The following is a 24,887-nucleotide window of genomic DNA, read 5'->3' on the forward strand; positions in this document are numbered from 1 at the left end:
AGGGCGCGCAAGGACGAACGAAGCGGGGCCGGCGCACACCATCGGCGCATGGCACTGGCCGGACAAACCGGCACCCGCGCAACCAAATCAGGGAGCCACAGATGAAGAAACTACTCACAGCCTCGATCCTGGGCCTCGGGCTGGCCATGCCGGCCGCCGCACAGGACGCGGGCGGACGTCTCGACATCGTCGTTCAGCCCGAGCCGCCCAGCCTGATGCTGGGCCTTGTGCAGAACGGCCCGACCCAGCTTGTCGCGGGCGACATCTACGAAAGCCTGCTGCGCTACGACACCGACCTCGAGCCGCAGCCCTCGCTCGCCAAGTCGTGGGAAGCCTCGGATGACGGGCTGACCTATACCTTCACCCTGCATGACGGCGTGAAATGGCACGATGGCGAGCCCTTCACCGCAGAGGACGTGGTGTTTTCCGTCGACACCTTCCTGCGCGAAACCCATGCCCGCCTGCGCGTGAGCCTCGAGCATGTCGAGTCGGTCACGGCCCCCGACGACACCACCGTCGTCTTCAAGCTGAAGAACCCCTTCGGGCCCTTCATGGGCGTCTTCGAGGTCGGCACCATGCCGATCGTGCCCAAGCACATCTACGAAGGCACCGATTTCGCCAACAACCCGGCCAACAACACGCCCATCGGCACCGGCCCCTTCAAGTTCGAGGAATGGGAAAAGGGCAGCTACATCCACCTGGTGAAGAACGAGGATTACTACCTCGACGGCCAGCCCTACCTGGATGAAGTCTACTACCGCGTCATCCCCGACGCAGCCTCGCGCGCCGTGGCGTTCGAGAACGGCGAGGTCGATGTCCTCCCCGGCGGCTCGATCGAGAACTGGGACGTCAAGCGCCTGACCGAGATGGAAGGCGTCTGCTCGACCGGCGAGGGCTGGGAATACTTCGCCCCGCACGCCATGGCCTGGATGAACAACCGCGAGGGCCCGACCTCCGACAAGCTGTTCCGCAAGGCGGTCATGTACGCGATGGACCGGAACTTCGTGAAGGACGTGATCTGGAACGGCTTCGGCACCGTCGCCACCAGCCCCGTGTCGTCCAAGACCAACTTCTACTCCGACGACACGATCATGTACGACCACAACCCCGAGAAGGCGAAAGAGCTGCTCGAGGAAATGGGCTATGACGGCGAAACCGTCCGCATCCTGCCCCTGCCCTATGGCGAAACCTGGCAACGCTGGGCCGAGGCGATGAAGCAGAACCTCGAAGAGGTGGGCATCAGCGTCGAGATGGTCGCCACCGACGTGGCCGGCTGGAACCAGAAACAGGCCGAGTGGGACTTCGACATCGCCTTCACCTACCTCTACCAGTACGGTGACCCGGCGCTCGGCGTAGCCCGCAGCTACCTGTCCTCGAACATCGCCAAGGGCAGCCCGTGGAACAACGTCGCCGGCTACGAGAACCCGGAAATCGACGACATGTTCGCCGAGGCCGCCGTCGCCGCCAGCGCCGAAGAGCGTCAGGAGATCTACACCGAGATCCAGAAACAGCTCGTCGACGACGTGCCCGTGGCCTGGCTGCTCGAGATCGAGTTCCCGACGATCTACCGCTGCGAGGTGCAAGATCTCGTGACCACCGCGATCGGCGTCAATGACGGCCTGCGCGACGCGTGGATCGAGCAATAACTCCGAAAAGATCGCGGCCGGCCCCACCTCACGCGGGCCGGCCGCTTTCGGCGACCGACGTCCTCAACAAACCGGGTAGCCTGATCTCATGACACTTGCCGCCGCCATCCTCGGGCGCCTTGCCAAGGCGGCGATCACGCTCCTGCTGATCGTCATCCTGAACTTCTTCCTGATCCACGCCGCCCCCGGCGACCCGGCCATGGTCATGGCGGGCGAAGCGGGCGCCGCCGACGAACAGTTCATCCAGCAATTGCGCGAACAGTTCGGCCTCGATCAGCCCCTCTACGTCCAGTTCTGGAACTACGTCTCCGGCGTGCTCCAGCTCGACCTCGGCTATTCCTATCGCCAGCAGATGCCGGTCCTCGACCTGATCCTCGACCGCCTGCCCGCGACCCTGCTGCTGACCCTCACCGCCTTCTTCATGTCGCTCCTGCTCGGCATCGCCTTCGGCCTCGCCGCCGCCGCGCGCCAGGGCCGGATGGGCGACACCGCGATCACCTCGATGGCGCTTCTGTTCTACGCCACGCCGCTCTTCTGGGTGGCGCTGATGGCGGTGGTGCTCTTCTCGGTCAAGCTCGGCTGGTTCCCCGCCTTCGGCTACGAGACCGTGGGCGCCGGCTATACCGGCCTCGACCTAGTCCTCGACCGGCTCAAGCACCTGTTCCTCCCCGCCCTTACGCTCGGCCTCTTCTTCATGGCGGTCTACCTGCGCATGACCCGCTCCTCGGTGCTCGAGGTCAGCCAGATGGATTTCGTCAAGACCGCCCGCGCCAAGGGCCTGGGCGAAGGCACGATCCGCCGCCGCCACATCCTGCGCAACGCGCTCCTGCCGGTGGTCACGCTCGCCGGCCTTCAGGCGGGCCAGCTGGTCGGCGGCGCGGTTTTGACCGAGACGGTCTTCGCCTGGCCCGGCATCGGCCGGCTCATGTTCGAAAGCCTCACCGCCCGCGATTACAACACCCTTCTCGGCGTGTTCCTTGTCTCGGCGGCCATGGTCATCGCCTTCAACATCATCACCGATATCGTCTATCGGCTGATCGACCCGCGGATATGAGGAGCCAGCCATGATCGACTTCCTCAAACGCTTCTCCCGCAACCGCGGCGCGCTCTTCGGGATGATCATCCTGATCGTGGTGATCCTGCTCGCGGTCTTCGCGCCGCTGATCTACCCCGACAGCCCGTGGAAGATGGTCCAGCGCCCCTTCCTGCCGCCCTTCTCGACCGATGGCCTGCCGCTCGGGACCGACACGCTGGGCCGCGACGTGGCGGCGGGGCTCGTCCACGGCGCCCGCGTCTCGCTCATCGTCGGGCTGGTCTCGACCCTCGTGGCCCTGCTGATCGGCGTGCCGCTCGGCGCCTTCGCCGGCTTCTACGGCGGGCTCGTCGATGACGGCGCAATGCGCTTTACCGAGTTCTTCCAGACCATCCCCAACTTCGCGCTGGCCATCGTCCTCGTCGCGATCATGGAACCGACGCTCCCCACCATCACGCTGGCCATCGCCATCGTAAGCTGGCCCCCCGTCGCCCGCCTTGTCCGGGCCGAGGTGCTCTCCTTGCGAAAACGCGAATTCGTCGATGCCGCGCGGCTGGCGGGCCTGTCGAACATCCGCATCCTCTTCGGCCACGTGCTGCCCAACGCCATGTCGCCGATCATCGTCATGGCCTCCCTCATGGTCGCCACCGCCATCCTGCTGGAAAGCTCGCTCTCCTTCCTGGGCCTCGGCGATCCGAACATCATGAGCTGGGGCTACATGATCGGCGCCGCCCGCACGGTGATCCGCACCGCCTGGTGGCTCAGCTTCATCCCCGGCGTCGCCATCCTGCTGACGGTGCTGTCGCTCAACCTCATCGGCGAGGGGCTCAACGACGCCCTGAACCCCCGGCTGGCACGGAAGGGGCGCTGATCATGACCACCCCCGTTCTCGCCATCCGCGACCTCGCGATCTCGCTCCCCCGGGGCGCCGACCGCGAATTCGCCGTCCAGAACATCGATTTCGACCTGAACTCCGGCGAAATCCTCTGCGTCGTGGGCGAATCCGGCTCGGGCAAGTCGATGACCGCCAACGCGCTCATGGGCCTCCTGCCCGACCAGGTCGAGGTCGCCAAAGGCTCCGCCGAGTTCGAGGGCCGCGACCTGCTCGCCCTGCCCGACAACGAACGCCGCAAGCTGCGCGGCGCCCGCATCGGCATGATCTTCCAGGAGCCGATGACGGCGCTCAACCCGCTGATGCGCATCGGCGACCAGATCGCCGAGGTGTTCGAGGCGCACAACCTCCACACCACCTCCGAACGCCGCCAAAAGGCGCTCGCCCTGATCCGCGAGGTCGGCCTCCCCGACCCCGAGAAGATCATCCGCGCCTACCCCTTCCAGCTGTCCGGTGGCCAGCGCCAGCGCGCCATGATCGCCATGGCCCTCGCCCTCGACCCCGCGATCCTCATCGCCGACGAGCCTACGACCGCGCTCGACGTCACCACGCAGGCCCAGATCCTCGAGCTGATCAAGTCGATACAGTCGAAACACGGCATGGCGGTGATGTTCATCACCCACGATTTCGGCGTCGTCGCGGAAATCGCCGACCGGGTGATCGTCATGCGCTACGGCGAGATCGTCGAACAGGGCGCGGCAAGCGAGGTGCTGGAAAACCCCCAGCACAGCTACACGAAGGCCCTGCTCGAGGCGATTCCGTCCGACCACGTCCCCGAACCCACGCCCATCACCGAACAACCGGTGCTCGAGGTCCGCAACCTCCGCAAGACCTTCGTCACCTCCGGCGGCCTCTTCAAACCCAAGCGCAGCGTGACGGCCATCGACGACATCTCATTCACCATCGCCAGGGGCGAGGTGCTGGGCATCGTCGGCGAATCCGGCTCCGGCAAGTCCACCGTCGGCCGCGCCATCGTAAGGCTGGTCGAGGCCGACAGCGGCGAGATCATCCTCGACGGCAAGGACATGAATTCGCTCACGACCGAGGAACTCCGCTCCGCCCGCCGCCGCGTCCAGATGATCTTCCAGGATCCCTACGCCTCCCTCAACCCGCGCAAGAAGATCCTGCACGCCCTCTCCGAAGGGCCCATCGTGCAGGGAGTGGCAAAAGAAAAGGCCCACGCCCGCGCCCGCGAGCTGCTGGAGATCGTCGAACTCGACGCCGGCGCCGCCGACCGCTACCCGCACGAGTTTTCCGGCGGCCAGCGCCAGCGCATCGGCATCGCCCGCGCCCTCGCGATGGACCCCGACCTGATCATCGCCGACGAGGCGGTCTCCGCCCTCGACGTCTCGATCCAGGCGCAGGTGCTCGAACTCCTCCGCGACCTGCAGACCCGACTGCACCTGTCGCTGATGTTCATCACCCACGACATGCGCGTCGCGGCCCAGCTCTGCGATCGCGTGGCAGTGATGCAAAAGGGCCAGCTGGTCGAGATCGGCCCCGTCGCCGAGGTCTTCCTGCGCCCGCAGAAGGACTACACCCGCACCCTTCTCGCCGCCGTGCCGGGCACGGACTGGCAGATCGGCAGCGCACAGGCGGGCTGAGGCCCGCCGGTGCGGAGCCGCGCATCGACGGGACGTGGTACGGCGAACCAACGATGGTAGCTGCCCCTTTATCCCCGCCAAGCACATCCAACCCAAGAGCGTGGCACTCCGACCGCAAAATCGCCGTGCCGTCGGGGCGGCCCGTCGATGCGCGGCGGGCTTCGCCCTTGTCCCGCGCAGGCGCTTCACGGATATGTCCAGTGGGCCGGTAAAGCCCCTATCCCGCCCTCAACACCGCCACCTGCTGCTCCACATACTGCGCCATCAGCGCCTCGGCCGAGGCGCCGAACATCCGGATCCGCCCGGTGTGCAGCAACAACAGCAAGCCCGTCGCATGGGCGAAGATATTCACCATCGACAGCCCCGCCGCCTCCTCCCCGGCACCCATATCCCGCGCCGCCGCCGCCAGCGGCATCAACGCCCCCTCCAGCGCCGCGTTCAGCTCTCGGTCGGTGTCCCGGTCCAGCCCCGCGGGCTTCATGCCCCCGCGAAACAGGTAGAACCCCAGGTCCAGCTCGCTCGGGTTCGCCGCGTAATACCCGAAGAACCCCATCCCCGCCGCGCGAAACCGCGCCTCTGCCGTGTCGGCCCCGTCCACCGCCGCTGCAACGCTCTCGCCCAAAGAGTGCAAGGATGTGCGCAACAACTCTGCATAAATCGCTTCTTTCGACGAAAAATGGAAATACAGCGCCGCCGGCGTATACCCCGCCTTCGTCGCAATTGCCCGCAGGCTCGCCTTCTCCAGCCCGTCCTCCGCGAACGCCTCCCGCGCCGCATCCAGGATGATCTGCCGCTTGCTCTCCGCCAGCCGTCTCTGTCGCGCCGCCTTCCGATCCTCCACCGGGCATCCTCCAATTCGAACACTTGACGCAAAATCTAACAGTGTTTAATTTTCGCCGCAACCCACGGGAGGACCACCACATGCTCATGACCGCCGAAGCCTACCGCGACTCACTTCGCGCCTATTCTCCCCGCGTCTTCATCGACGGTGACCGCATCGACAGCGTCGCCGACGACCCCCGCCTCGCCCCCGGCATCAACGGCGTCGGCATCACCTACGATTTCGCCCACCGCCCCGAATCCGAACGCCTGCTGACCGCCACCCAGTCGACCAGCGGGAAGACGGTCAACCGCATGCTCCACATCAACGAGAGCAGCGACGACCTCCTGCAAAAGCTCGAAGCCGTCCGCCTCGTCTGCAAGGTCTCCGGCTGCGCCCAGCGCTACCTCAGCCACGACGCCCTGAACGGCATCTACCAGGCCACCCACCGCACCGATGCCACCCACGGCACCGACTATGCGCAACGCTTCATGGCCTACCTCCACGACGTGCAGGACCGCGACCTCACCCTCGGCGTCGCCATGACCGACGCCAAGGGCGACCGCTCCAAGCGCCCCGGCCAACAGGCAAACCCCGATGTCTATGTCCACATCAAGGAACGTCGCCCCGACGGCATCGTCATCCGCGGCACCAAGGCCATCGTCACCGGCGCGCCCTACATGCACGAATTCCTCGTCATGCCCTGCCGCACCCACACGGCGGAAGACGCCGACTACGCCGTCTGCTGCGCCGTCCCCGTCGACGCCGAGGGCGTCACCATCGTCGCCAAGCCCGCCGGCCGCCCCGGCGAGGCTGCGGCGAAATTTTCCGCCCGCTACGGCCAGTCCACCGGCGTGGTGATCTTCGACGACGTCTTCGTCCCGCACGACCGCGTCTTCCTCGCCGGCGAGACGACCGAGGGCGGCTTCCTCACCACCTCCTACGCCACGCACCACCGCCATTCCTGCATCGGCGCCCGCGCGGGCTTCGGCGACCTCCTGATCGGCGCCGGCGCCATGATGGTCGACGCCAACGGCCTCGACGTCGACCGCCACGCGCATATCCGCGACGCCATGGTCGACCTGATCACCATCACCGAAAGCTTCTACGCCTGCGGCGTCGCGGCCTCGGTCTATTGCGAGGCTGACCCCGCCGGCTCGGTCATGCCCGACGCCGTCTTTTCCAACATTGGCAAGCTGCTGCTCGCCACCAAGATCTACGACATGCACCGCGTCGCCCACTACGTCTCCGGCGGCCTGATCGTCGCCCTCCCCGGTCCCGACGAGGATCACAACCCCGAAACCCGCGCCGACCTCACCGCCGTCCTCGGCGGCCGCCCCGACATCCCGGCGGAACGGCGCATGGAAATCTCCCGCATGATCGAAGACCTCACCGTCTCGAACCAGGGCAACTGGTACTCCGTCATCTCCCTCCACGGCGGCGGCTCGCCCGAGGCCATGAAGCGCGAGATCTGGCGCAACTACCCCGTCGCCGAACGGCAGGAGCTGGTCTCCGATCTGATGGATCGCGGCGTTCTCGCCGAAGGGCGCAAGGTCTCGCGCCAGCCCGGCCGCTGCTGTGCCACCGGCTGCCAGCCGCCCGAGAAAATCTCCACCACCGAAGCCGCGGAATGACCCCCATGCCCGACACATTCGCCACCCACGAGGTCCGCAACCAGGCCCGCCCCGCCACCGGCTTCAACGCCTTCACCGGCGACACCGTCCTGCGCGAGGCCATCGCCCGCGAAGCCCCCTGGGCCGCCGACAAATGCGCGGCCCTCGGCGCCATGGCCGGAGACGAGCACGTGCAGGAGCTGGCCTACCTCGCCAACCGCCATGCGCCCGAGCTGAAGACCCATGACCGCTTCGGCAACCGCATCGACTGGGTCGAGTTCCACCAAAGCTGGCACGACCTGATGGCGCTCGCCTGGAAGCACGAGGTGCCCAACCTCGCCTGGCGCACCAACCAGCAGAACGGCCACTATGCCCGCGCCGTCCTCTCCTATGTCTGGAACCAGGTCGAACAGGGCACCGGCTGCCCCACCGGCATGGCCTATGCCTCCTATGCCGGGTTCGAAGCCGAGCCGGCCCTCGGCATCTGGGCGGAAAAGGTGAAAGGCACCGAGTACGAGTACAGCCGCCGCGAAGTGGCCGACAAACCCTCCGTCGTCATCGGCTACGGCATGACCGAGAAACAGGGCGGCTCCGACCTGCGCGAAACCCAGACCACGGCCCGCTTCCTCCATACCGAGGACTACCACGGCAAACCCGCCCACTGGTACGAACTGACCGGGCACAAGTGGTTCTGCTCCGTCCCGCAATCCGACGGCTTCTTCACGCTGGCCAAAGTGGGTGGCGGCGTCACCTGCTTCTTCCTGCCCCGCACCCTGCCCGACGGCAGCTACAACCGCTTCAACATCCAGCGGCTCAAGGACAAGGCCGGCAACCGCTCCAACGCCTCCTCCGAGGTGGAGTACAACGGCACCCTCGCCATCCGCGTGGGCGAAGAGGGCAAGGGCATCCGCGAGATCCTCTCCCACTCCCACCTCACCCGCCTCGACTTCGCCATAGGCTCCGCCGGGCTCATGCGCCAGATGCTCACCCTCGCCATGACCCACACCTCCACCCGCACTGCCTTCGGCACCTCCATCGCCGACCGGCCGATGATGACCAGCGTGCTGGCCGACATGGCGGTCGAGACCGAGGCCTGCACCCTCATGGCGCTGCGCGTCGCCAAGGCGACCGACCGGCTGGCCGAGGACGCGCATGACCGCCTCCTCGCCCGCCTCGCCACGCCCGCGGCCAAGTATTTCAACTGCTCCCGCGTGCCCGCCATCGCCAACGAGGCGCTGCAATGCCACGGCGGCAACGGCTTCATCGAGGAAAACCCGATGGCCCGCCTCTACCGCGAGGCGCCGCTCAACTCGATCTGGGAAGGCACGGCCAATATGATGTGCATGGACGTCCGCCGCGCCATGCTGAAAGACCCTGCCACCATTGACGCCCTGCATGACGAGGTGGCGCCGCTCAAGGGCAATGACGACCGCTTCGACGCCATGATCCGCCACACCGAAAGCCTGATCGACGCGGCCCGGGAAGACGAATTCTACGCCCGCCCCATGACCGAGGCCGTCGCCCGCCTCCTGCAAGGCGCCGAACTTCTCCGCGCCAGCACGCAGGAGGTGGCCGATACCTTCCTCACCACCCGCACCCCCGGAAGCCCTGGCACATGGGGCGCGCATTTCGGCACCCTCGCCCGGCCGGTCACGCAGGCCACCGCGAAAGCCATCATGGACCGCGCCATGGTCACCCCCTGACCCCTCAGGTCAGGACCAGCCCGTAAAGCAGCACCCACCCGGTCAAAATCGACGTCGCCACGAGGAAATACACCCCGTTCCAGCGCACCCCCACATGGGTCGCGCTGACCCCGCCGAACGACCCGATCAGCAGCGTCGTCGCGGTAAAGGGCGAGGTCGCCCCGCTCATCGCCCAGCCGGCGGCAATCGCCGCCACCATCGCGCCGGGGCTGATACCCAGCGCCTCGGGGCTGGGAAACAGCGGCGAAATCAGCGTCACGGCCAGGATCGGGTTCATGCCCACCTGCCCCAGCGCCGGCACGATCCAGACAAGGATCACCAGCACCAGCCACGTGGGCAGCGCCTCGGGCGAGAAGCCCGCCGACATCAGCAGCGGCTGCAAGACCGGCGCGCCCACCGTGCCGATATACCCCGCCATCATCAGCAGCACGATTTCGCCCCGATAGCCCGGCAACTCGCCCGTCACATATCCCCGCACCCGTCCGCGCAAGCTGCCCTCCCGGCCCAGCCCGATCCGCTGGATCACCGCCCAGACCGCGGCAATCGCCGGCACCACCACCATCACCACACCCACCACCCGGATGCCTGTCAGGACATGCGCCCCCGACACCGACACGGCCAGCAGCGCCAGCAGGACCAACAGCGGCAGCATCAGGCTCCAAGACCCCTCCACCTCCCGCTTGGGCGGCGGCCGGCCCAGCCGCGGCTTGAAGATCGAATCCATCGCCCAGCCGGTCATCGTGATGATCACCGCCGTCACCAGCCCGGGCAGCGCCGCCCCGGCCCAGCTCGCCCCGGGGATAAGCGCCGTGGTGATGGCCAGCGAAAACGCCAGCGGCGACCACGGCAGCGAGGCGATGAACCCCCGCTGGATCGCCAACAGCATCCGCCGCGTCCGGTGGCCCCGGATCACCGGGTCGGCCTCGGCCCGCGCCGCGTTCGACGCCAGGCTCCCCAGAAGCGAGATCGAGCCGTAATTGATCAACAGCGCAAAAAGATGCCCGCCCACCGTCAGCGCCCCGTAGCGCCGCCCCGGCGGCTGCGCCGCAAGGAACGCCCCGCCCTTCCGCAGCGCGGGCGAGGTCTCGGCCACGTTCCGCAATGTCGACAGCGCCACGAAGAACGCCGCCACGAAGGCCGCCTTCTCCAGCCCCCGCCGCGCATGGCCCAGCCAGTCCTCCCCCGCCAGCGCCAGCCACAGCGTCAGCGCAAGCCCCACGAGGATGAACGCCTTCCGCGTCAGCCGGACATTCACCCCCAGCAGCCCCAGCACCGCCAGCGTCAGCCCCTCGACGATCTCCCCCGGCACCGCCGCGCCCCATTCCCGCGCCGCGAACAGCGCCGTCAGCACGATCAGCAGCCCGGCGGCGGCACGGTCGATGAAGGCATTGGGGGGCATCAGGCTCGGGGATGTCGCGACAGGGGCATGACCCGGTTTAATCCGCCCGTCCGGCATCGCCAAGGGGCTGGCGGCCCGAAGGTGCTATCTGCCGGATTTATGGGCAATCATGCCCGCCGGTCACGACGCCGGGCCGGCTCGGCCGCCCGAACCGGCCAACATCGCGCCCGACAGGTGACGGGGCGGCAATTCGGGCTAGGTCCAGCCCAAAGCCGGGCCGCAGGGAACAGCCGTTGAAGAAAACCGCCTTCTGGAAACAAGCCCTCGTCTCCGCCGTCCTGATCGGCGGCGCCGTGCTGGCATGGCAGAACCGCGACGCGCTGCGCACCTTCTGGACCTCCGCCACCGCCCCGGACCAGCGGCAGACCGAGACCGAAGCCCAGGGCCCCGGCACCCCCGTCATCGTCGCCGAGGTCCGCTTCGTGCAGGACGACCTCGCCTTCTCCGCCATCGGCACCGGTTTCGCCCTGCGCTCGGTCACCCTGCGCGCCCCCTCCTCGGGCGAGGTTACGGCGCTGGAAATCGCCCCCGGCGCCAGGTTCGCCGCCGGCGACACGCTGATGCAGCTCGACGACACCGACGAACGCCTCGCCGTGGCGTTGGCCGAGGCCCGCCTCTCCCGCGCCACCTCCGAACGCGACCGCTACCAGGCGCTGCAGGACACCGGCGCCGCCGCCACCGCCCGCTTCGAACAGGCCCAGACCGATTTCAAGGTCGCGCGGATCGAGCTCGACCAGGCCCGCGCCGACCTCGCCCGCCGCACCCTCCGCGCCCCCTTCGACGGCGTCACCGGCCTCGCCTCGGTGGAAACCGGCGACCGGATCGCCACGGATGAAACCGTCTCCAGCTTCGACGACCGCAGCCGCATCCTCGTCGAGTTCGACCTCCCCGAGGCGCTCCTCGGCCGCGTCGAGATCGGCCAGCCCGTCACCGCCAGCACCCCGGCGGTCGAAGACCGAAGCTTCGACGGCGAGATCACCGCCATCGACAGCCGCGTCGACGTCGCCACCCGCACCGCCCGCATCCGCGCCGCCATCGACAACGCCGCCGACATCCTCCGCCCCGGCGCCTCGTTCAGCCTCCGCATCGACCTGCCCGGCAAGACCTACCCGGCCGTCCCCGAGCTCGCCCTGCAATTCTCCCGCGGCGAGCTCAACCTCTGGCGCGTCTCGGGCGGCACCGCCGAGCAGGTCACCGTCCGCCTCGTCCGCCGCCGCGAGGGGCTGGTCCTCGTCGACGGCCCCCTCGCCGAGGGCGACCACATCGTCGTCGAGGGCACCCAGCGCCTGCGCGAGGGCGCCCCCGTCAACGTCCTCAACACCGCCACGGATGGCAGCTCATGAGCCCCGGCGGCCGCGGCCTCTCCGACATCAGCGTCCGCCGCCCCTACCTCGCGGCGGTGATGAGCCTCTTGATCATGATCGCCGGCATCGGTGCGCTCTGGGGCATCGAGGTGCGCGAGCTTCCCGATGTCGACCGCCCCATCGTCTCGGTCCGCGCCAACTACCCCGGCGCCTCCCCCACCACCATGGATGCCGAAGTCGCCTCGCTGGTCGAAGGTGCCGTCGCCCGCGTCGCCGGCGTCGACTCCGTCCGCACCTCCTCGGAAGAGGGGAATTTCCGCATGCGGGTGGAATTCAGCCCCTCCCGCGACCTCGCCAACGCCTCCAACGACGTGCGCGAAGCCGTCAGCCGTGTCGAAAACCGCCTCCCCGACGGGGTCGAGGACCTCTTCGTCGTCAAGTCCGAGGAAGACGCCGACCCCGTGCTCGACGTCACCGTCTGGAGCAACGAACGCTCCATCGACGAGCTCACCCAGCTAGTCGAGGACGCCATCGCGACAGAGTTCACCGCCGTCGACGGCGTGGCCGAGGTGGTGCTCTTCGGCGACCGCCAGAAGGTGCTCCGCGTCGAGGTCAAACCCGACCGCCTCGCCGCCTTCGGCCTGTCGATCGGCGAGGTGGCCGACACGCTCGACTCGGCGCAGTTCGACGTCCCCGTGGGCAGCTTCGCCTCCGGCCCGCTCGAGGTGCTGGTGCGCGCCGACGCCACCGTCGCCGACCCCCGGCGCATCGAGGACCTGATGCTGCGCGAGGGCGTCCGCCTCGGCGATGTGGCCGATGTCTATTTTGGCCTCGCCACCCCCGACAGCGTCGCCCGCCTCAACGGCCGCCTCGTGGTCAGCCTCGGCATCGTCCGGCAGGCGCAATCCAACACCGTCCGCATCTCCGACGAGGTCAACCGCGCCATCGACCGGCTCGAAACCCGCTTCCCCGACCTCGGCTTTCAGGTCACCAGCGACGACGCCGTCTTCATCCGCGGCGCCATCATCGAGGTGCTCAAGACCCTCGCCGCCGCCTTCTGCATCGTCATCGCGGTGATCTGGGTCTTCTTCGGCCGCTTCACCGCCACGCTCATCCCCGCCGTCGCCATCCCCATCGCGCTCGTCGGCTCCGTCGCGGGCATCTGGCTGATGGGCTTTTCCATCAACCTCATCACCCTCCTCGCCCTCGTCCTCGCCACCGGCCTCGTGGTCGACGACGCCATCGTCGTGACCGAGAACATCCAGCGCCGAAGACAGGAAGGCATGGGGTCAAGGGCCGCCGCCGTCCTCGGCGCCGGGCAGGTCTTCTTCGCCGTCATCGCCACCACCCTCACCCTCGTCGCCGTCTTCGTCCCGATCTCCTTCCTCCCCAGCGACGCGGGCCGCCTCTTCACCGAGTTCGGCTTCGCCCTCGCCATCACCGTCATCATCTCCACCTTCGTGGCGCTCACCATGTGCCCGATGCTGGCCTCCCTCTCCGACAGCCTCGGCCGCTCCGGCGGGCTCTTCACCGGGCTGGGCCGCCGGCTGATGGCGCTCTATGCCGCCATGATCGGCCCGATGATCCGCGCGCCCCTCGTCACCATCGTCTTTGCCGGCGTCCTCGCCGCCGGCGCCGCCCTCTTCTACGGCGAGCTGGGAGAGGAACTGGTCCCGCCGGAAGACCGCGGCATGGTCTCGGTCTGGCTCCAGGGGCCAGACGGCGCGGGGCTCGACTATACCGACCGGCAGGTCGTGAAAGTGGAAGAGATGCTGCGCCCGTATGTGGATAACGGCACCGCCGAGGGCCTCTATTCGATAACCGGCCGCTACGACCTCAACCGCGGCAGCATCGGCGTCCGCCTTATCCCGTGGTCCGAACGCACCACCACCCAGGCCGAGATCGAGGACGCCCTCCGCGACCGGCTCGACAGCCTGCCCGGCGCCGATTCCCGCATCCGCAGCGGCAACAGCCTCGGCCTGCGCGGCGGCTCGGGCGGCGGGCTCAGCATCGCGCTGACCGGCCCCAACTACCCCGACATCGCTGCCGCCGCCGACACCTTCGCCCGCGACCTGGCCGAGGTCACCGGCCTCTCCGGCATCCGCGTGCAGTACCAGGCCACCCAGCCCCAACTGTCCATCAGCGTCGACCGCGACCGCGCCTCCGACCTGCGCGTGCCGATCTCCACCCTCTCGGGCACCCTCCGCGCCCTGATCGACGAAGACGAGATCTCCGAGCTCACCATAGATGACGAGGCCGTGCCGATCCTCCTGCAATCCGCCGCCGGCGCGGTGCGCGACCCGGCCGACCTGATGAACCTCTACGTCCGCGCCGACACCGGCGATCTCGTCCCCCTCAACCAGATCGTCTCGCTCACCGAGGAAGGCGTCGCCGCCGAGCTTGACCGCCACGCCCAGCGCCGCGCCATCGAGATCGACGCCTCCGTCGCACCCGAGGTCACGCTGCGCGAGGTTATCGACGACGTCCGCGCCCTGTCACAGGACCGCCTGCCCGACGGCATCGGCCTGATCTTCCTCGGCGAAGCCGCCTCGCTCGACGAAACCTCCACCGCCATGACCGCCACCTACATCATCGCGCTGCTGGTGGTCTTCCTCGTCCTCTTGGCCCAGTTCGAAAGCCTCACCAGCGCCCTCGTCGTCATGACAACCGTCCCCTTCGGCGTCTGCGCGGCGATCTACGCCATGCTGCTCACCGGCACGACCATCAACATCTACAGCCAGATCGGCGTGCTGATGCTCATCGGCGTGATGGCCAAGAACGGCATCCTGCTGGTCGAGTTCGCCAACCAGCTCCGCGACCAGGGCCGCTCGGTCCCCGACGCCGCCTACGAGGCCGCGCTGGCCCGCCTGCGGCCCATCGCCATGACGCTGATCTGTACGGTGATGTCCGGCCTGCCCCTCATCCTCGGCACCGGCCCGGGGGCCGAGGCGCGCGCCTCGATCGGCTGGGTCATCGTCGGCGGGCTTGGCATGGCCGCGATCTTCACCCTCTTCCTGACCCCGGCCGCCTACGCGCTGGTCTCCAGCACCACCCGCTCCCGCGCCTCCTCCGCCCAGGCGCTGGAGGAAGAGCTTCGCACCGCCGGCAACTGACCCGCTTCCCGCCCGGCGCCTCCCCGGTTACGCTCAGGCCAAACCACGCCGGAGCCCGCCCATGAACCTCGACCAGAAAACCGTCATCATCACCGGCGGTGCCAGCGGCATCGGCGCCGCCATGGCAACCCGCTTCGCCGCCGAAGGCGCCCGCGTCGTCGTGGCCGACCTCGACGCCGCCGCCGCTCAAGCCACCGCCGCCACCTTCGGCGGGCTGGGCCTGCCCTGCGACGTCACGAAGGAAGACGACATCCAGGCCCTCGTCCAACGGACCGAGGCCGAACACGGCCCCATCGACCTCTTCTGCTCCAATGCCGGCCTCGCCGTGGGCGAACCCTCCCACGCCGCCTCGGCCAGCAACGCCGACTGGTCCCGCGCATGGGAGGTGCATGTCATGGCCCATGTCTACGCCGCCCGCGCCGTCCTGCCCGGCATGATCGACCGCGGCCAGGGCTACCTGCTGCAAATGGCCTCCGCCGCCGGCCTCCTGAACCAGATCGGCGACGCCGCCTATTCCGCCACCAAGCACGCGGCGGTCAGCTTCGCCGAATCCCTCGCCATCACCCACGGGCGCGACGGCATCAAGGTCTCGGTCATCTGCCCGCAATACGTGGCAACACCCCTGCTGGGCTATTCCACACCGGACGAGGCCGGCGATGCGCCGGGGCTTCTCTCCCCGGAAGAGGTGGCCGAAACCGTCCTGCAGGGCGTGGCCGAGGAACGCTTCCTGATCCTGCCCCACCCCCAGGTCGCGCAATACCTGCAATTCAAATCCGCCGATCACGACAAGTGGCTCGAAAGCATGCGCCGCCTGCGCGACAAGGTGACGGGCGAGGCCGGCACCACCGACCTCCGCCGCATCCACCGTCACATCTGACGAAAACGCCTCAGCGCACCACCAGCACCGGCCGCGTGGCATGCCGCACGACCTTGCCAACGTGCGAGCCGACAAGGAAGGTCCGCAGCTCGCTCGGATGCGCGGCGATCACGATCAGGTCGGCCGCCACGTCGTCGGCCGCCGACAGGATATGCTCCGGCACATGCCCGTGCCCCACATGCGCCACCGCCTTCGTGCCCCCGGGCACCTCGTTGGCGACAAAGGCATCGAGATCCGCCTTCGCCCCCTGCAGCGCCTTCTGCTCGAAATCCTTCGGCAGGTAACTGGCCACCATGGCAGAGCCCACGTCATGCACGATCGCCAGAACGTGCAGCGTGCCACCCTCGCCGCACATCTTCACGGCAAGCGGCAGGGCCTTTTCCCACGATTCCGGATGGGTCAGGTCGATGGGCAGCAGGACGTTATCGAACATCTCTCACACCTCCTCAGGCCGGTTGCGCCTGCGGCACCGGCTTCCGCCGCCGCTGCAGGACCACCACCAGCGCCAGCAGCACCAGCGCGGGAATGAACATCCAGTATTTCGACGGCTGCGGCGCCGGCGCCTTGACCGCGACGATCTCCTGGTCCCAGTCGAGCCCCGCCTTCTGCGCCACGCTGTCGAAGGTGACGTTGTCGATGATCACCTCGCCGTCATTGTCGATCCACTCGATCCCGGCGGCCAGCACGCGGTCGGCCCCGGTCTCGCCCGCCGGCACCGGGATCAGCGCCGTAAAGGTCACCGGGTCGCCCACGGCATTCATGCCGTTGACCGTCATCCGGATATCCTGCCCAACCTGCGCATCACCGAACGCCTGCTCGATCTGCGCGGGCGGCACGTCCTCGAAGGGCGGCACCACCATGTCCATCCAGAAGCCGGGCCGGAACAGGGTGAACGCCACCAGCAACAACAGCACCGTCTCGTAAATCCGGTTCCGCGCCAGGAACCACCCCTGCGTCGCCGCCGCGAAGAGCAGCATGGCAATCGTCGACACCACGAAGACGAAGATCCCCTGCGCCCAGTTCACGTCGATCAGCAGCAGCTCGGTGTTGAAGATGAACAGGAACGGCAGCGCCGCGGTCCGCAGGCTGTAGAAGAACGCCACCACCCCGGTGCGGATCGGGTCACCCCCCGACACCGCCGCCGCCGCGAACGACGCCAGCCCCACGGGCGGCGTCACGTCCGCCATGATCCCGAAATAGAACACGAACAGGTGCACCGCGATCAGCGGCACGATCAGCCCGTTCTGCTGGCCCAGCGTCACGATCACCGGCGCCAGCAGCGCCGACACCACGATATAGTTCGCCGTCGTCGGCAGCCCCATCCCAAGGATCAGCGACAGGATCGCCGTCAGCACCAGGATCGCCATGATGTTCCCGCCCGACAGCACCTCGACCACGTCCGCCAGCGCCGAGCCCACGCCGGTCTGGCTGACCGCGCCCACGATCACGCCGGCTGTCGCCGTGGCGATGCCGATGCCGATCATGTTGCGGGCACCGGCTTCCAGCCCCTCGAGCAGCTCTCGGAAGCCCCGTTTCACCGCCCCGCCGAAATCGCCCTCGCCGCGGAACATCGCCTCGATCGGGCGCTGCGTGACAAGGATGAACACCATGAACGCCGCCGCCCAGAAGGCCGACAGGCCCGGCGACAGCCGGTCGATCATCAGCGACCAGACCAGCACCACCACCGGCAGCAGGAAGTGCAAACCCGACCGGATCGTCGGCCCCGGCACCGGCAGCTTGGTGACCGGCGCGTTCGGGTCCTCCATCTTCAGCCGCGCCTCGCGGCACGAGACGTAAAGCAGCCCCAAGTAGACCGCCACCAGCAGCGCGAACACCACGTACCCCGCCGAGGCGCCGAAGGCCGGCCGGATCCAGCCCATGCCGTAATAGACCGCGAAAGACAGCGCACAGATCGCCGCGATGGTGAACGCCAGCGAGATCAGCCAGGCCACCAGCGGCTTGGGCTCATAGGCACGCGGCAAGCCTTGCATGTTGGCCTTCATCGCCTCGAGATGCACGATATAGACCAGCGCGATGTAGGAAATCACCGCCGGCAAAAAGGCGTGTTTCACCACGTCGAAATACGGGATGCCCACGTATTCCACCATCAGGAAGGCCGCCGCCCCCATCACCGGCGGCATGATCTGCCCGTTGACCGAGCTGGCCACTTCGACCGCGCCCGCCTTTTCCGAGTTGAACCCCACCCGCTTCATCAGCGGAATGGTGAAGGTGCCGGTCGTCACCACGTTGGCAATCGACGAGCCCGAGATCAGCCCGGTCATCGCCGAGGACACCACCGCCGCCTTCGCCGGCCCGCCCCGCATGTGGCCCATCAGGCTGAACGCCACCTGGATGAAGTAATTCCCGGCCCCCGCCTTGTCGAGCAGCGAGCCGAACAGCACGAACAGGAACACGAACGAGGTCGACACCCCCAGCGCGATCCCGAAAATCCCCTCCGTGGTGATCCACTGGTGGTTCACCACCTCCGACAGGTTGTTGCCCTTGTGCGCGATGATCGAGGGCATGTGCGGCCCGAGGAACGTGTAGATCAGGAAACACGACGCCACGATCATCAGCGCCGGGCCCAGCGCCCGCCGCGTCGCCTCCAGCAGCACCATGATCCCGATCGCCGCGATCACGAAATCCTGCAGGATCGGCGCGCCGACCCGTTGCGCGATGCCCTGGTAGGCGAAATAGATGTAAAGCGAGGCGACGGCGCCGGCGATGGCCAGCCCCCATTCCCACGGCGGCACCCGGTTCTTGGGCGAGCCCAGCAGCACGGCGGCGATCACCGCGACCCCCACGATGGGAATCCACCAGATCGGCGTGCCGTCCTTGGCGCCGTAGATGAACAGGAAGGTCAGCAGCGCCGGCACACCCACCGCCAGCACAAGCTGGAACGGGCTCCGCGCCGCCGGATAGGCCAAAAACGCCAGGAACAGCGCAAAGGCCAGGTGGAACGACCGCGCCTCGGTATCGTTGAACACGCCCCAGCCCAGCATGAAGGGCAGCGGGCTCGCGATCCACAGCTGGAACAGCGACCAGACGATCGCCACCACCATGATCAGCCTGGTGATGAAGGGCCCCGCGCTGCGCCCGCCGGTATCGGCAGAGGCGACAAGCTCGTCCAGCTCTTCCTGGCTCAGCCCGCCCCGGCCCGCGGCCGCCTGTTCGACGGCAGAGGCCTCGAACTGCTTGTCATCATCGGTCATCGCATGTCCCCCGTTGGTTGTCTCGCATCCCGGTCATGGCCGGCACGTCGCTTGTTATGGGCGGACCCGCCCGAAGGCGGGGCCGCAAGGGTGCGTCACGAACGCCGGATCACTCGATCCAGCCGCGCTCGCGATAGTATTTCTCCGCACCGGGGTGCAGCGGCGCCGACAGGCCGGCGGCGATCATGTCTTCCTCGGCCAGGTTCTCGAAGGCCGGATGCAGCCCCTTGAAGCGGTCGAAATTCTCGAACACCGCCTGGACCACCGTGTAAACCACGTCTTCCGGCACGTCCGCCGAGGTCACGAAGGTCGCCTTCACGCCGAAGGTCTCGACGTCCTCGTCGGTGCCGGCATACATGCCGCCCGGAATGGTCGCCTTGGCGTAATAGGGGTTCTCGTCGACCAGCGTGTCGATCGCCTCGCCGGTCACCGGCAGGATCTTCGCCTCGACCGTCGATGTCGCCTCCTGGATCGAGCCGTTGGGATGGCCCACGGTGTAGACGATGGCGTCAACCTTGTTGTCGCCCAGCGCCGCCGACTGCTCCGCCGGCTTCAGCTCCGAGGCCAGGACGAAATCGTCCGTCGACTTGCCCATGGCGTTCAGCACCACGTCCATCGTCGCGCGCTGCCCCGAGCCGGGGTTGCCCACGTTGACGCGCTTGCCGAACAGGTCCTCGAAGTTTTCCGCCCCGGAATCTGCGCGGGCCACCACGGTGAACGGCTCGCCATGCACCGAGAAGACGGCGCGCAGCTTGTCCACCTGCTTGCCCTCGAATTCCGAGCTGCCGTTATAGGCGTGGTACTGCCAGTCCGACTGGGCCACGCCCATGTCCATGTCGCCCGCCGAGATGGCGTTGATATTGGCAATCGAGCCGCCGGTCGACGGCGCGGTGCATTTCAGGTTGTGCTCAGACGTGCCACGATTCACCAGGCGGCAGATCGACTGGCCGACGACATAGTAAACGCCGGTCTGCCCGCCCGTGCCGATGGTGATGAACCGCTCCTGCGCCGTGGCGGCGGTAGCGGTCATTGCGAGAATCGCGGCCGTGGCCGATTTGATGAAGATATTCATGCTGTCTCCCTGGTTGCATGTCAGTTCGCCGCTCGGTCGTTCCTGGCGCCTGCCTCAAGTTTACTGCCACGTTAGCAGCTTGTTGATAGCGTTCAACTTTTAATCGCCCCGCTCCGCAAATCAACAAGATTGCGCACAACCCCGGCGAGTCGGACGGCAATCGGCACGGAGGCCGGTTATGCCTCCCCGGCCTCCGCCGCGGGCAGCCAGACGCGGAATTCCGCCCCGCCCTCGGCCAGGTTGCGATAGGTGATCCGCCCCCCGGCCCGCTGGATCAGCGTCTGCGAAATCGACAGTCCCAGCCCCGTGCCCTCGGCCCGCTTGGTGGTGAAGAACGGGTCGAACATCTTGTCGATCAGCGTGTCCGGCACCCCCGGCCCGGTATCCCGCACCGACAGCAGCGCCCCCTCCCGGCCGTCGCGCATCTCCTCCCGAAGCGCCAGCCGGATCATGCCCGCTTCCTTCATCGCCTGCGCCGCGTTCACCAGCAGGTTCACCACCACCTGCTGCATCTCCCCGGCCTCGATCCTCACCCGCGGCGCCTCCGCCAGGTCGGTCTCCACCTCGATCTCCGCCTTCGACAGCACATGCTCGACCAGCACCAGGCAATCCTTCACCAGCGGCCCCAGGTCCACCGCCTCCTCCGCCCCGGAGAACTCGTGCGGGCGGGCGAACTGCAACAGCTTGCCGACGATGGCGTTGATCCGCGCCACCTGCCGGTCGATCAGGTCCAGCTCCACCGCCACGCTGTCCGCGCGCTCGCCCAGGCTCTCGCGCATCACGTCGAGATTGCCCTGGATCACCGCCACCGGGTTGTTGATCTCATGCGCGACCCCGGCCGTGATCTCGCCGATCGAGGCCAGCTTCTCGCTCATCACCAGCTGCTGCCAGGTATCCTCCAGCTTGGCATTCGCATCGCGCAGCTCGGCGGTCCGCTCCTCCACCCGCTGCTCCAGCTCGTCCGCCCAGGCCCGCAGCTTGGCGTCCCGGTCCTGCAACTCGTCCAGCAGGTCATCGAGGTGCCCCGCCACCTGCCCGATCTCGTCCGTCGACCGCGTCTCGCCGTTGCGCGCGTTCAAATCCCCCTCGCCCACCCGGCGCATCGTCTGGTTCATCTTCTCCAGCGGCGCGAAAATCCCCTTCGCCATCCACAAAAACAGCGGCACCGACAACAGCAAAACCCCGCTGAACGCGGCGAATATCACCAGCACCGCCTGCCGCTTCGCCGCCGTAAACGGCGCCTCGAGGAAGCCCACATACAGCATCCCCACGGCATTCCCGAAACTGTCGCGCAGCGGCAGGTAGCCGGAAATATACCAGTCATTCACCACGAAGGCCCGGTTCAGCCAGGTCCGCCCCTCGTCCAGCACCGCCTCGCGCACCACCGCCGACACCCGTGTGCCCAGCGCCCGCACATCCTCGAAAAGCCGCACGTTGGTGGACACCCGCACATCGTCCAGGAACAGCGTCGCCGTCCCCTGCCGCTCGCCCCCGGTCACGGCGTTGAGGTAGACCAGCGCGTTGATCGTATCGATGAACTGCAGGTTCCGGTTCAGCAGGATACCCCCCACCAGCACCCCCTCGAACCCGTTCCGCCGGATCGGTGCCGCGGAATGCACCACCATGCCCCGCTCCTCGACCACCCGGTCGGTCGGCACGGCGGCCCGCGTCGGGATCAGGTCGATCCGCGCCTGGTCGGCCAGGTCCGCGTCGAACGCCGCCAGCTCCGCCGACCGGAAAATGTCGATCTCCGTCGCCGGCCGCCCGCCCAGCGCCGCCTCCACCACCGGCCAGCGCTCGGCAGTGGGCCCCGCCTCCGCCACCGGCAGGATATACAGGAAATCGAGGCCCAGCCGCGCCTGCGTCTCCTCCAGGAACCGCTCCCGCGCCGCGCCCTCCGCCGCCAGCACCTCGGCAAACCGCACCGATTCCGCCACGCCGGTCAGCTCCTCGCCGGTCGTCTCCATGATCCGCGCAAGGTACTGCTCGGCAATCCGTAGGTCGGATTCCACGTTCGCGATCAACACCTTGTCATAATCCGCCGTCCACCGGGTCATCCCCAGCAAAAGCAGCAGCGGCATCAGCACCACCAGCGGCGCCAGCGCAAGGAAAAGCAGGCGTACCCGGATCGAACGGAAGACGCCCAGCGCCCTCACTCGTCCAGCGATCCGTGAATCGCGAATTGCTCCAGCCCGGCATCCTGCGGCTCGATCACCCGGAACACCTCCCGCACCCCGGCCTCGGTCAGCTCCCGCGCCACGGTCAGAAGCGTGTTGGGGTCATGCTCGTCACACAGCTCCGCCATGTGCCCGATCTCCTCCCGTGCCACCGGCAGGGCCGCCTCCGCCGAAGGCGCGCCGTAATAGACCACGAAATGCTCCGCCAGCGCCCGTTCCAGCACCTCGACCTCCGCCGTCTCCACCTGTGTCACCGCCACGAAGGTGACCCGCCCGAACGTCTCCAGCCCCAGCCAGCCATTGGCGAAGGCCTGCCGCGCCTTGCCGACAAGGTCACCCTCGCCCCAGTCGGAAAACTCGAAGCCCCCCGGCACGCACCATTCCCCGGTGCGCGCGGGCTTGGCGAACACGTTCATGTCGCTCTCGTCGAAATGGATCGCACGGGCCAGTTTCATGGGCTCTCCTCCAGGTTTCTCGTCAGCGGGATCAGCACCGTCTCCTCGCCCTGCCGCAGCAGCATGCCAAAGCTCTCGTCCAGGCCGAGGAACGTGCCGGATACCCCGTCCACGCTCACGGTTTCGCCCATGCCATGCGCCAGCCCGCGCCACTCCCCATGCAGCGGCCCGGCGCCGGAATCCTCCCACTTGGCAATCCAGTTCAGCGTATGCCGTGCCCAGGCCTCCACCAACTGCCCGGGGTCCACATCGGCACAGCCTTCCACGTAAAGCGCCGTCTCCTCCGGCGTCAGCCCGGTCTCCTCGCCCGGCGGCAGAAGCGGCATCTCCCACCCCACGACCAGCCAGTCCGGCACTGCCTCAACGTCATCGCCCGAGGCAAACGCCCGGAACCGCCCGCAGCCCGCGCCGTTCACCCGCACGCCGCCCGACCACTCCAGGTGCACCGCCACCTCCGGCGGCGCCAGCGCACCCAGCGCGTTCTGAAACCCCACCTGGCACAGCGGCAGCATCACCATCGCCTGCGCCAAGGGAACCTCCGGCGCGAACACCAGCGCGGCCCCCACCCGGTCGGCGGCCACCCGGTACACGACCAGCCCCGCATCGACCCCCTGGATCGCCCGCAGCACCGCCGCCTCCGCCGGGTCGCCCGACACCGCCTCCCCCGCCATCGCGGGCGGAAAGACCAGCGTATCGAGCGCGGTGCTCATGCCGCCCCCGCCTCCACCAGCGCGCGGGCCACGGCATGAAACGCCTGCGCCTGCGCGCTGTCCGGTTGCGTCACGACAATCGGCGCCCCCCCGTCCGAGGCCAGCCGGATCTGCAGATCGAGCGGCACCTCCGCCAGCAACGGCACGCCAAGGCCAGCCGCCTCCTTCGCTACGCCGCCATGGCCGAACACATGCTCCTCGTGCCCGCACTTCGAACAGATATGCGTCGACATGTTCTCGATCATGCCCAGGATCGGCACGTTCAACTGCTTGAACATGTCGATCCCCTTGCGCGCATCCAGCAGCGCCACGTCCTGCGGGGTAGACACGATCACCGCGCCATCCACCACCGCCTTCTGCGCCAGCGTCATCTGCACGTCCCCGGTGCCCGGCGGCAGATCGACGATCAACACGTCGAGCGCCCCCCACTGCACCTGCATCATCATCTGCTGCAACGCGCCCATCAGCATCGGGCCACGCCACACCACCGCCTGGTCCTCGTTGGTCATCAGCCCGATCGACATCAGCGTGACGCCATGATTGCGCAGCGGCAAAATCGTCTTCCCGTCGGGCGACGCCGGCCGCCCGGAAACCCCCATCATCCGCGGCTGCGACGGGCCATAGACATCGGCATCCAGCAAACCAACCCGCTTGCCCTGCTGCGCCAAGGCGCAAGCAATATTCGCCGACACCGTCGACTTGCCGACCCCGCCCTTGCCCGAGGCAATGGCGATGATATGCGCCACGCCGGGGATCCGCTCCGGCCCCGTCTGCGCGGGTCGCTGCGGCTTCAGCTCCGGCGGCGCCTTCTCCACGTGGCCGGTCAGCGCAATCGACACCTCCGCCACGCCCGCGCCCTTCAGCGCGCCTTCGGCCTTCTGCCGCACGGCCTCCCACGCCTCGGCCTCCTTCGGCGGCACCTCCATGACAAAGCGCACCGCGCCGCCCTCGCCCACCGTCAGCGCGCGCACCACGCCCGCCGACACGATATCGCCGCCGCGCGGCGCCTCGACGCCCTTCAGAAGCTCCAGAACCTCGTCCCGTGTTGCCAAGCGGATTACTCCTGACCCTTGATTTCGCCCGTCACCTCGTGGTGCAGGTCCAGCTCCTCGATGGTCACGACCGCCTTGATCGCATAGGTCTTGCCGGCCGTGTCGGCCTCCCGCATCGCCTCCTCGATCGCCTGCTGCGAGGTCACGCCGACCTGCTTCAGGAACTTCCGCATCGACATGTTGAAATCGTCGCTCATCGTCTCTC

At 67.9% G+C, this 24,887-nt stretch carries 19 protein-coding genes; 9 read left to right on the plus strand and 10 right to left on the minus strand.

Features of this window, described 5'->3' with window-relative positions:
* Nucleotides 1-101: 101 nt before the first annotated feature.
* From ACO07J_RS16820 to ACO07J_RS16835, 4 genes are all read left to right on the plus strand, one after another.
* A complete protein-coding gene (locus ACO07J_RS16820) occupies nt 102-1,646 on the plus strand; it encodes an ABC transporter substrate-binding protein (protein ID WP_422031062.1) in 1,545 nt (514 codons plus the stop codon).
* An 88-nt stretch (nt 1,647-1,734) separates the two neighbouring features.
* Nucleotides 1,735-2,700 carry an ABC transporter permease gene (locus tag ACO07J_RS16825; protein ID WP_350127412.1) on the plus strand — a complete coding sequence of 322 codons (966 nt, stop codon included), beginning with the start codon at nt 1,735-1,737 and terminating at the stop codon, nt 2,698-2,700.
* 10 nt (nt 2,701-2,710) lie between these two features.
* Entirely contained in the window at nt 2,711-3,550 is an 840-nt protein-coding gene (locus ACO07J_RS16830; RefSeq protein ID WP_422031064.1) for an ABC transporter permease, read from the plus strand.
* A 2-nt stretch (nt 3,551-3,552) separates the two neighbouring features.
* Complete coding sequence (locus tag ACO07J_RS16835) at nt 3,553-5,175, plus strand: ABC transporter ATP-binding protein (protein ID WP_422031066.1); 1,623 nt, start codon at nt 3,553-3,555, stop codon at nt 5,173-5,175.
* A gap of 217 nt (nt 5,176-5,392) precedes the next feature.
* Here ACO07J_RS16835 and ACO07J_RS16840 read toward each other — a convergent pair whose 3' ends face one another.
* Nucleotides 5,393-6,016 (minus strand): TetR/AcrR family transcriptional regulator, encoded by a 624-nt coding sequence (locus tag ACO07J_RS16840; RefSeq protein ID WP_422031068.1) that lies wholly within the window; start codon nt 6,014-6,016, stop codon nt 5,393-5,395.
* An 80-nt stretch (nt 6,017-6,096) separates the two neighbouring features.
* Between ACO07J_RS16840 and ACO07J_RS16845 the strand changes: the two genes are divergently transcribed.
* Both ACO07J_RS16845 and ACO07J_RS16850 read left to right on the plus strand, forming a co-directional pair.
* Nucleotides 6,097-7,629 (plus strand): 4-hydroxyphenylacetate 3-hydroxylase family protein, encoded by a 1,533-nt coding sequence (locus ACO07J_RS16845; protein ID WP_422031070.1) that lies wholly within the window; start codon nt 6,097-6,099, stop codon nt 7,627-7,629.
* A 5-nt stretch (nt 7,630-7,634) separates the two neighbouring features.
* Nucleotides 7,635-9,311, plus strand: a complete 1,677-nt coding sequence (locus ACO07J_RS16850; RefSeq protein ID WP_422031072.1) for an acyl-CoA dehydrogenase family protein — start codon at nt 7,635-7,637, stop codon at nt 9,309-9,311.
* A 4-nt stretch (nt 9,312-9,315) separates the two neighbouring features.
* Here ACO07J_RS16850 and ACO07J_RS16855 read toward each other — a convergent pair whose 3' ends face one another.
* Entirely contained in the window at nt 9,316-10,710 is a 1,395-nt protein-coding gene (locus ACO07J_RS16855) for a hypothetical protein (protein WP_422031074.1), read from the minus strand.
* A 233-nt stretch (nt 10,711-10,943) separates the two neighbouring features.
* On the opposite strand from ACO07J_RS16855, the gene ACO07J_RS16860 reads away from it, so the two are divergent.
* From ACO07J_RS16860 to ACO07J_RS16870, 3 genes are all read left to right on the plus strand, one after another.
* Entirely contained in the window at nt 10,944-12,053 is a 1,110-nt protein-coding gene (locus ACO07J_RS16860) for an efflux RND transporter periplasmic adaptor subunit (RefSeq protein ID WP_422031076.1), read from the plus strand.
* Nucleotides 12,050-15,127 carry an efflux RND transporter permease subunit gene (locus ACO07J_RS16865; RefSeq protein ID WP_422031078.1) on the plus strand — a complete coding sequence of 1,026 codons (3,078 nt, stop codon included), beginning with the start codon at nt 12,050-12,052 and terminating at the stop codon, nt 15,125-15,127. Before ACO07J_RS16860 ends, ACO07J_RS16865 begins: the two co-directional genes overlap by 4 nt.
* A 61-nt stretch (nt 15,128-15,188) precedes the next feature.
* Nucleotides 15,189-16,004: an SDR family oxidoreductase gene (locus tag ACO07J_RS16870; protein ID WP_422031080.1), complete on the plus strand. Its 816-nt coding sequence runs from the start codon at nt 15,189-15,191 to the stop codon at nt 16,002-16,004.
* A 10-nt stretch (nt 16,005-16,014) separates the two neighbouring features.
* Here ACO07J_RS16870 and ACO07J_RS16875 read toward each other — a convergent pair whose 3' ends face one another.
* The 8 genes from ACO07J_RS16875 to ACO07J_RS16910 all read right to left on the minus strand — a co-directional run bounded on the left by ACO07J_RS16875 (nt 16,015) and on the right by ACO07J_RS16910 (nt 24,879).
* Complete coding sequence (locus tag ACO07J_RS16875; protein WP_422031082.1) at nt 16,015-16,437, minus strand: universal stress protein; 423 nt, start codon at nt 16,435-16,437, stop codon at nt 16,015-16,017.
* Nucleotides 16,438-16,450: 13 nt separating this feature from the next.
* Nucleotides 16,451-19,216 carry a TRAP transporter permease gene (locus tag ACO07J_RS16880; protein WP_422031084.1) on the minus strand — a complete coding sequence of 922 codons (2,766 nt, stop codon included), beginning with the start codon at nt 19,214-19,216 and terminating at the stop codon, nt 16,451-16,453.
* Nucleotides 19,217-19,325: 109 nt separating this feature from the next.
* Nucleotides 19,326-20,288: a TAXI family TRAP transporter solute-binding subunit gene (locus tag ACO07J_RS16885; RefSeq protein ID WP_422031085.1), complete on the minus strand. Its 963-nt coding sequence runs from the start codon at nt 20,286-20,288 to the stop codon at nt 19,326-19,328.
* 176 nt (nt 20,289-20,464) lie between these two features.
* Nucleotides 20,465-22,369 carry a sensor histidine kinase gene (locus ACO07J_RS16890; RefSeq protein WP_422031410.1) on the minus strand — a complete coding sequence of 635 codons (1,905 nt, stop codon included), beginning with the start codon at nt 22,367-22,369 and terminating at the stop codon, nt 20,465-20,467.
* 71 nt (nt 22,370-22,440) lie between these two features.
* Nucleotides 22,441-22,920 (minus strand): DUF6505 family protein, encoded by a 480-nt coding sequence (locus ACO07J_RS16895; RefSeq protein WP_422031086.1) that lies wholly within the window; start codon nt 22,918-22,920, stop codon nt 22,441-22,443.
* The gene (locus ACO07J_RS16900) at nt 22,917-23,630 is read right to left on the minus strand and encodes a DUF4444 domain-containing protein (RefSeq protein ID WP_422031087.1); all 714 of its coding nucleotides are present in this window, start codon (nt 23,628-23,630) and stop codon (nt 22,917-22,919) included. The genes ACO07J_RS16895 and ACO07J_RS16900 overlap by 4 nt, the downstream gene beginning before the upstream one ends.
* A complete protein-coding gene (locus tag ACO07J_RS16905) occupies nt 23,627-24,682 on the minus strand; it encodes an Mrp/NBP35 family ATP-binding protein (RefSeq protein WP_422031088.1) in 1,056 nt (351 codons plus the stop codon). Before ACO07J_RS16905 ends, ACO07J_RS16900 begins: the two co-directional genes overlap by 4 nt.
* 5 nt (nt 24,683-24,687) lie before the next feature.
* Complete coding sequence (locus ACO07J_RS16910; protein ID WP_300893249.1) at nt 24,688-24,879, minus strand: DUF6494 family protein; 192 nt, start codon at nt 24,877-24,879, stop codon at nt 24,688-24,690.
* Between the last annotated feature and the right edge of the window lie 8 nt (nt 24,880-24,887).

Source organism: Roseovarius sp. (assembly GCF_965228755.1).
Lineage (GTDB): Bacteria > Pseudomonadota > Alphaproteobacteria > Rhodobacterales > Rhodobacteraceae > Roseovarius.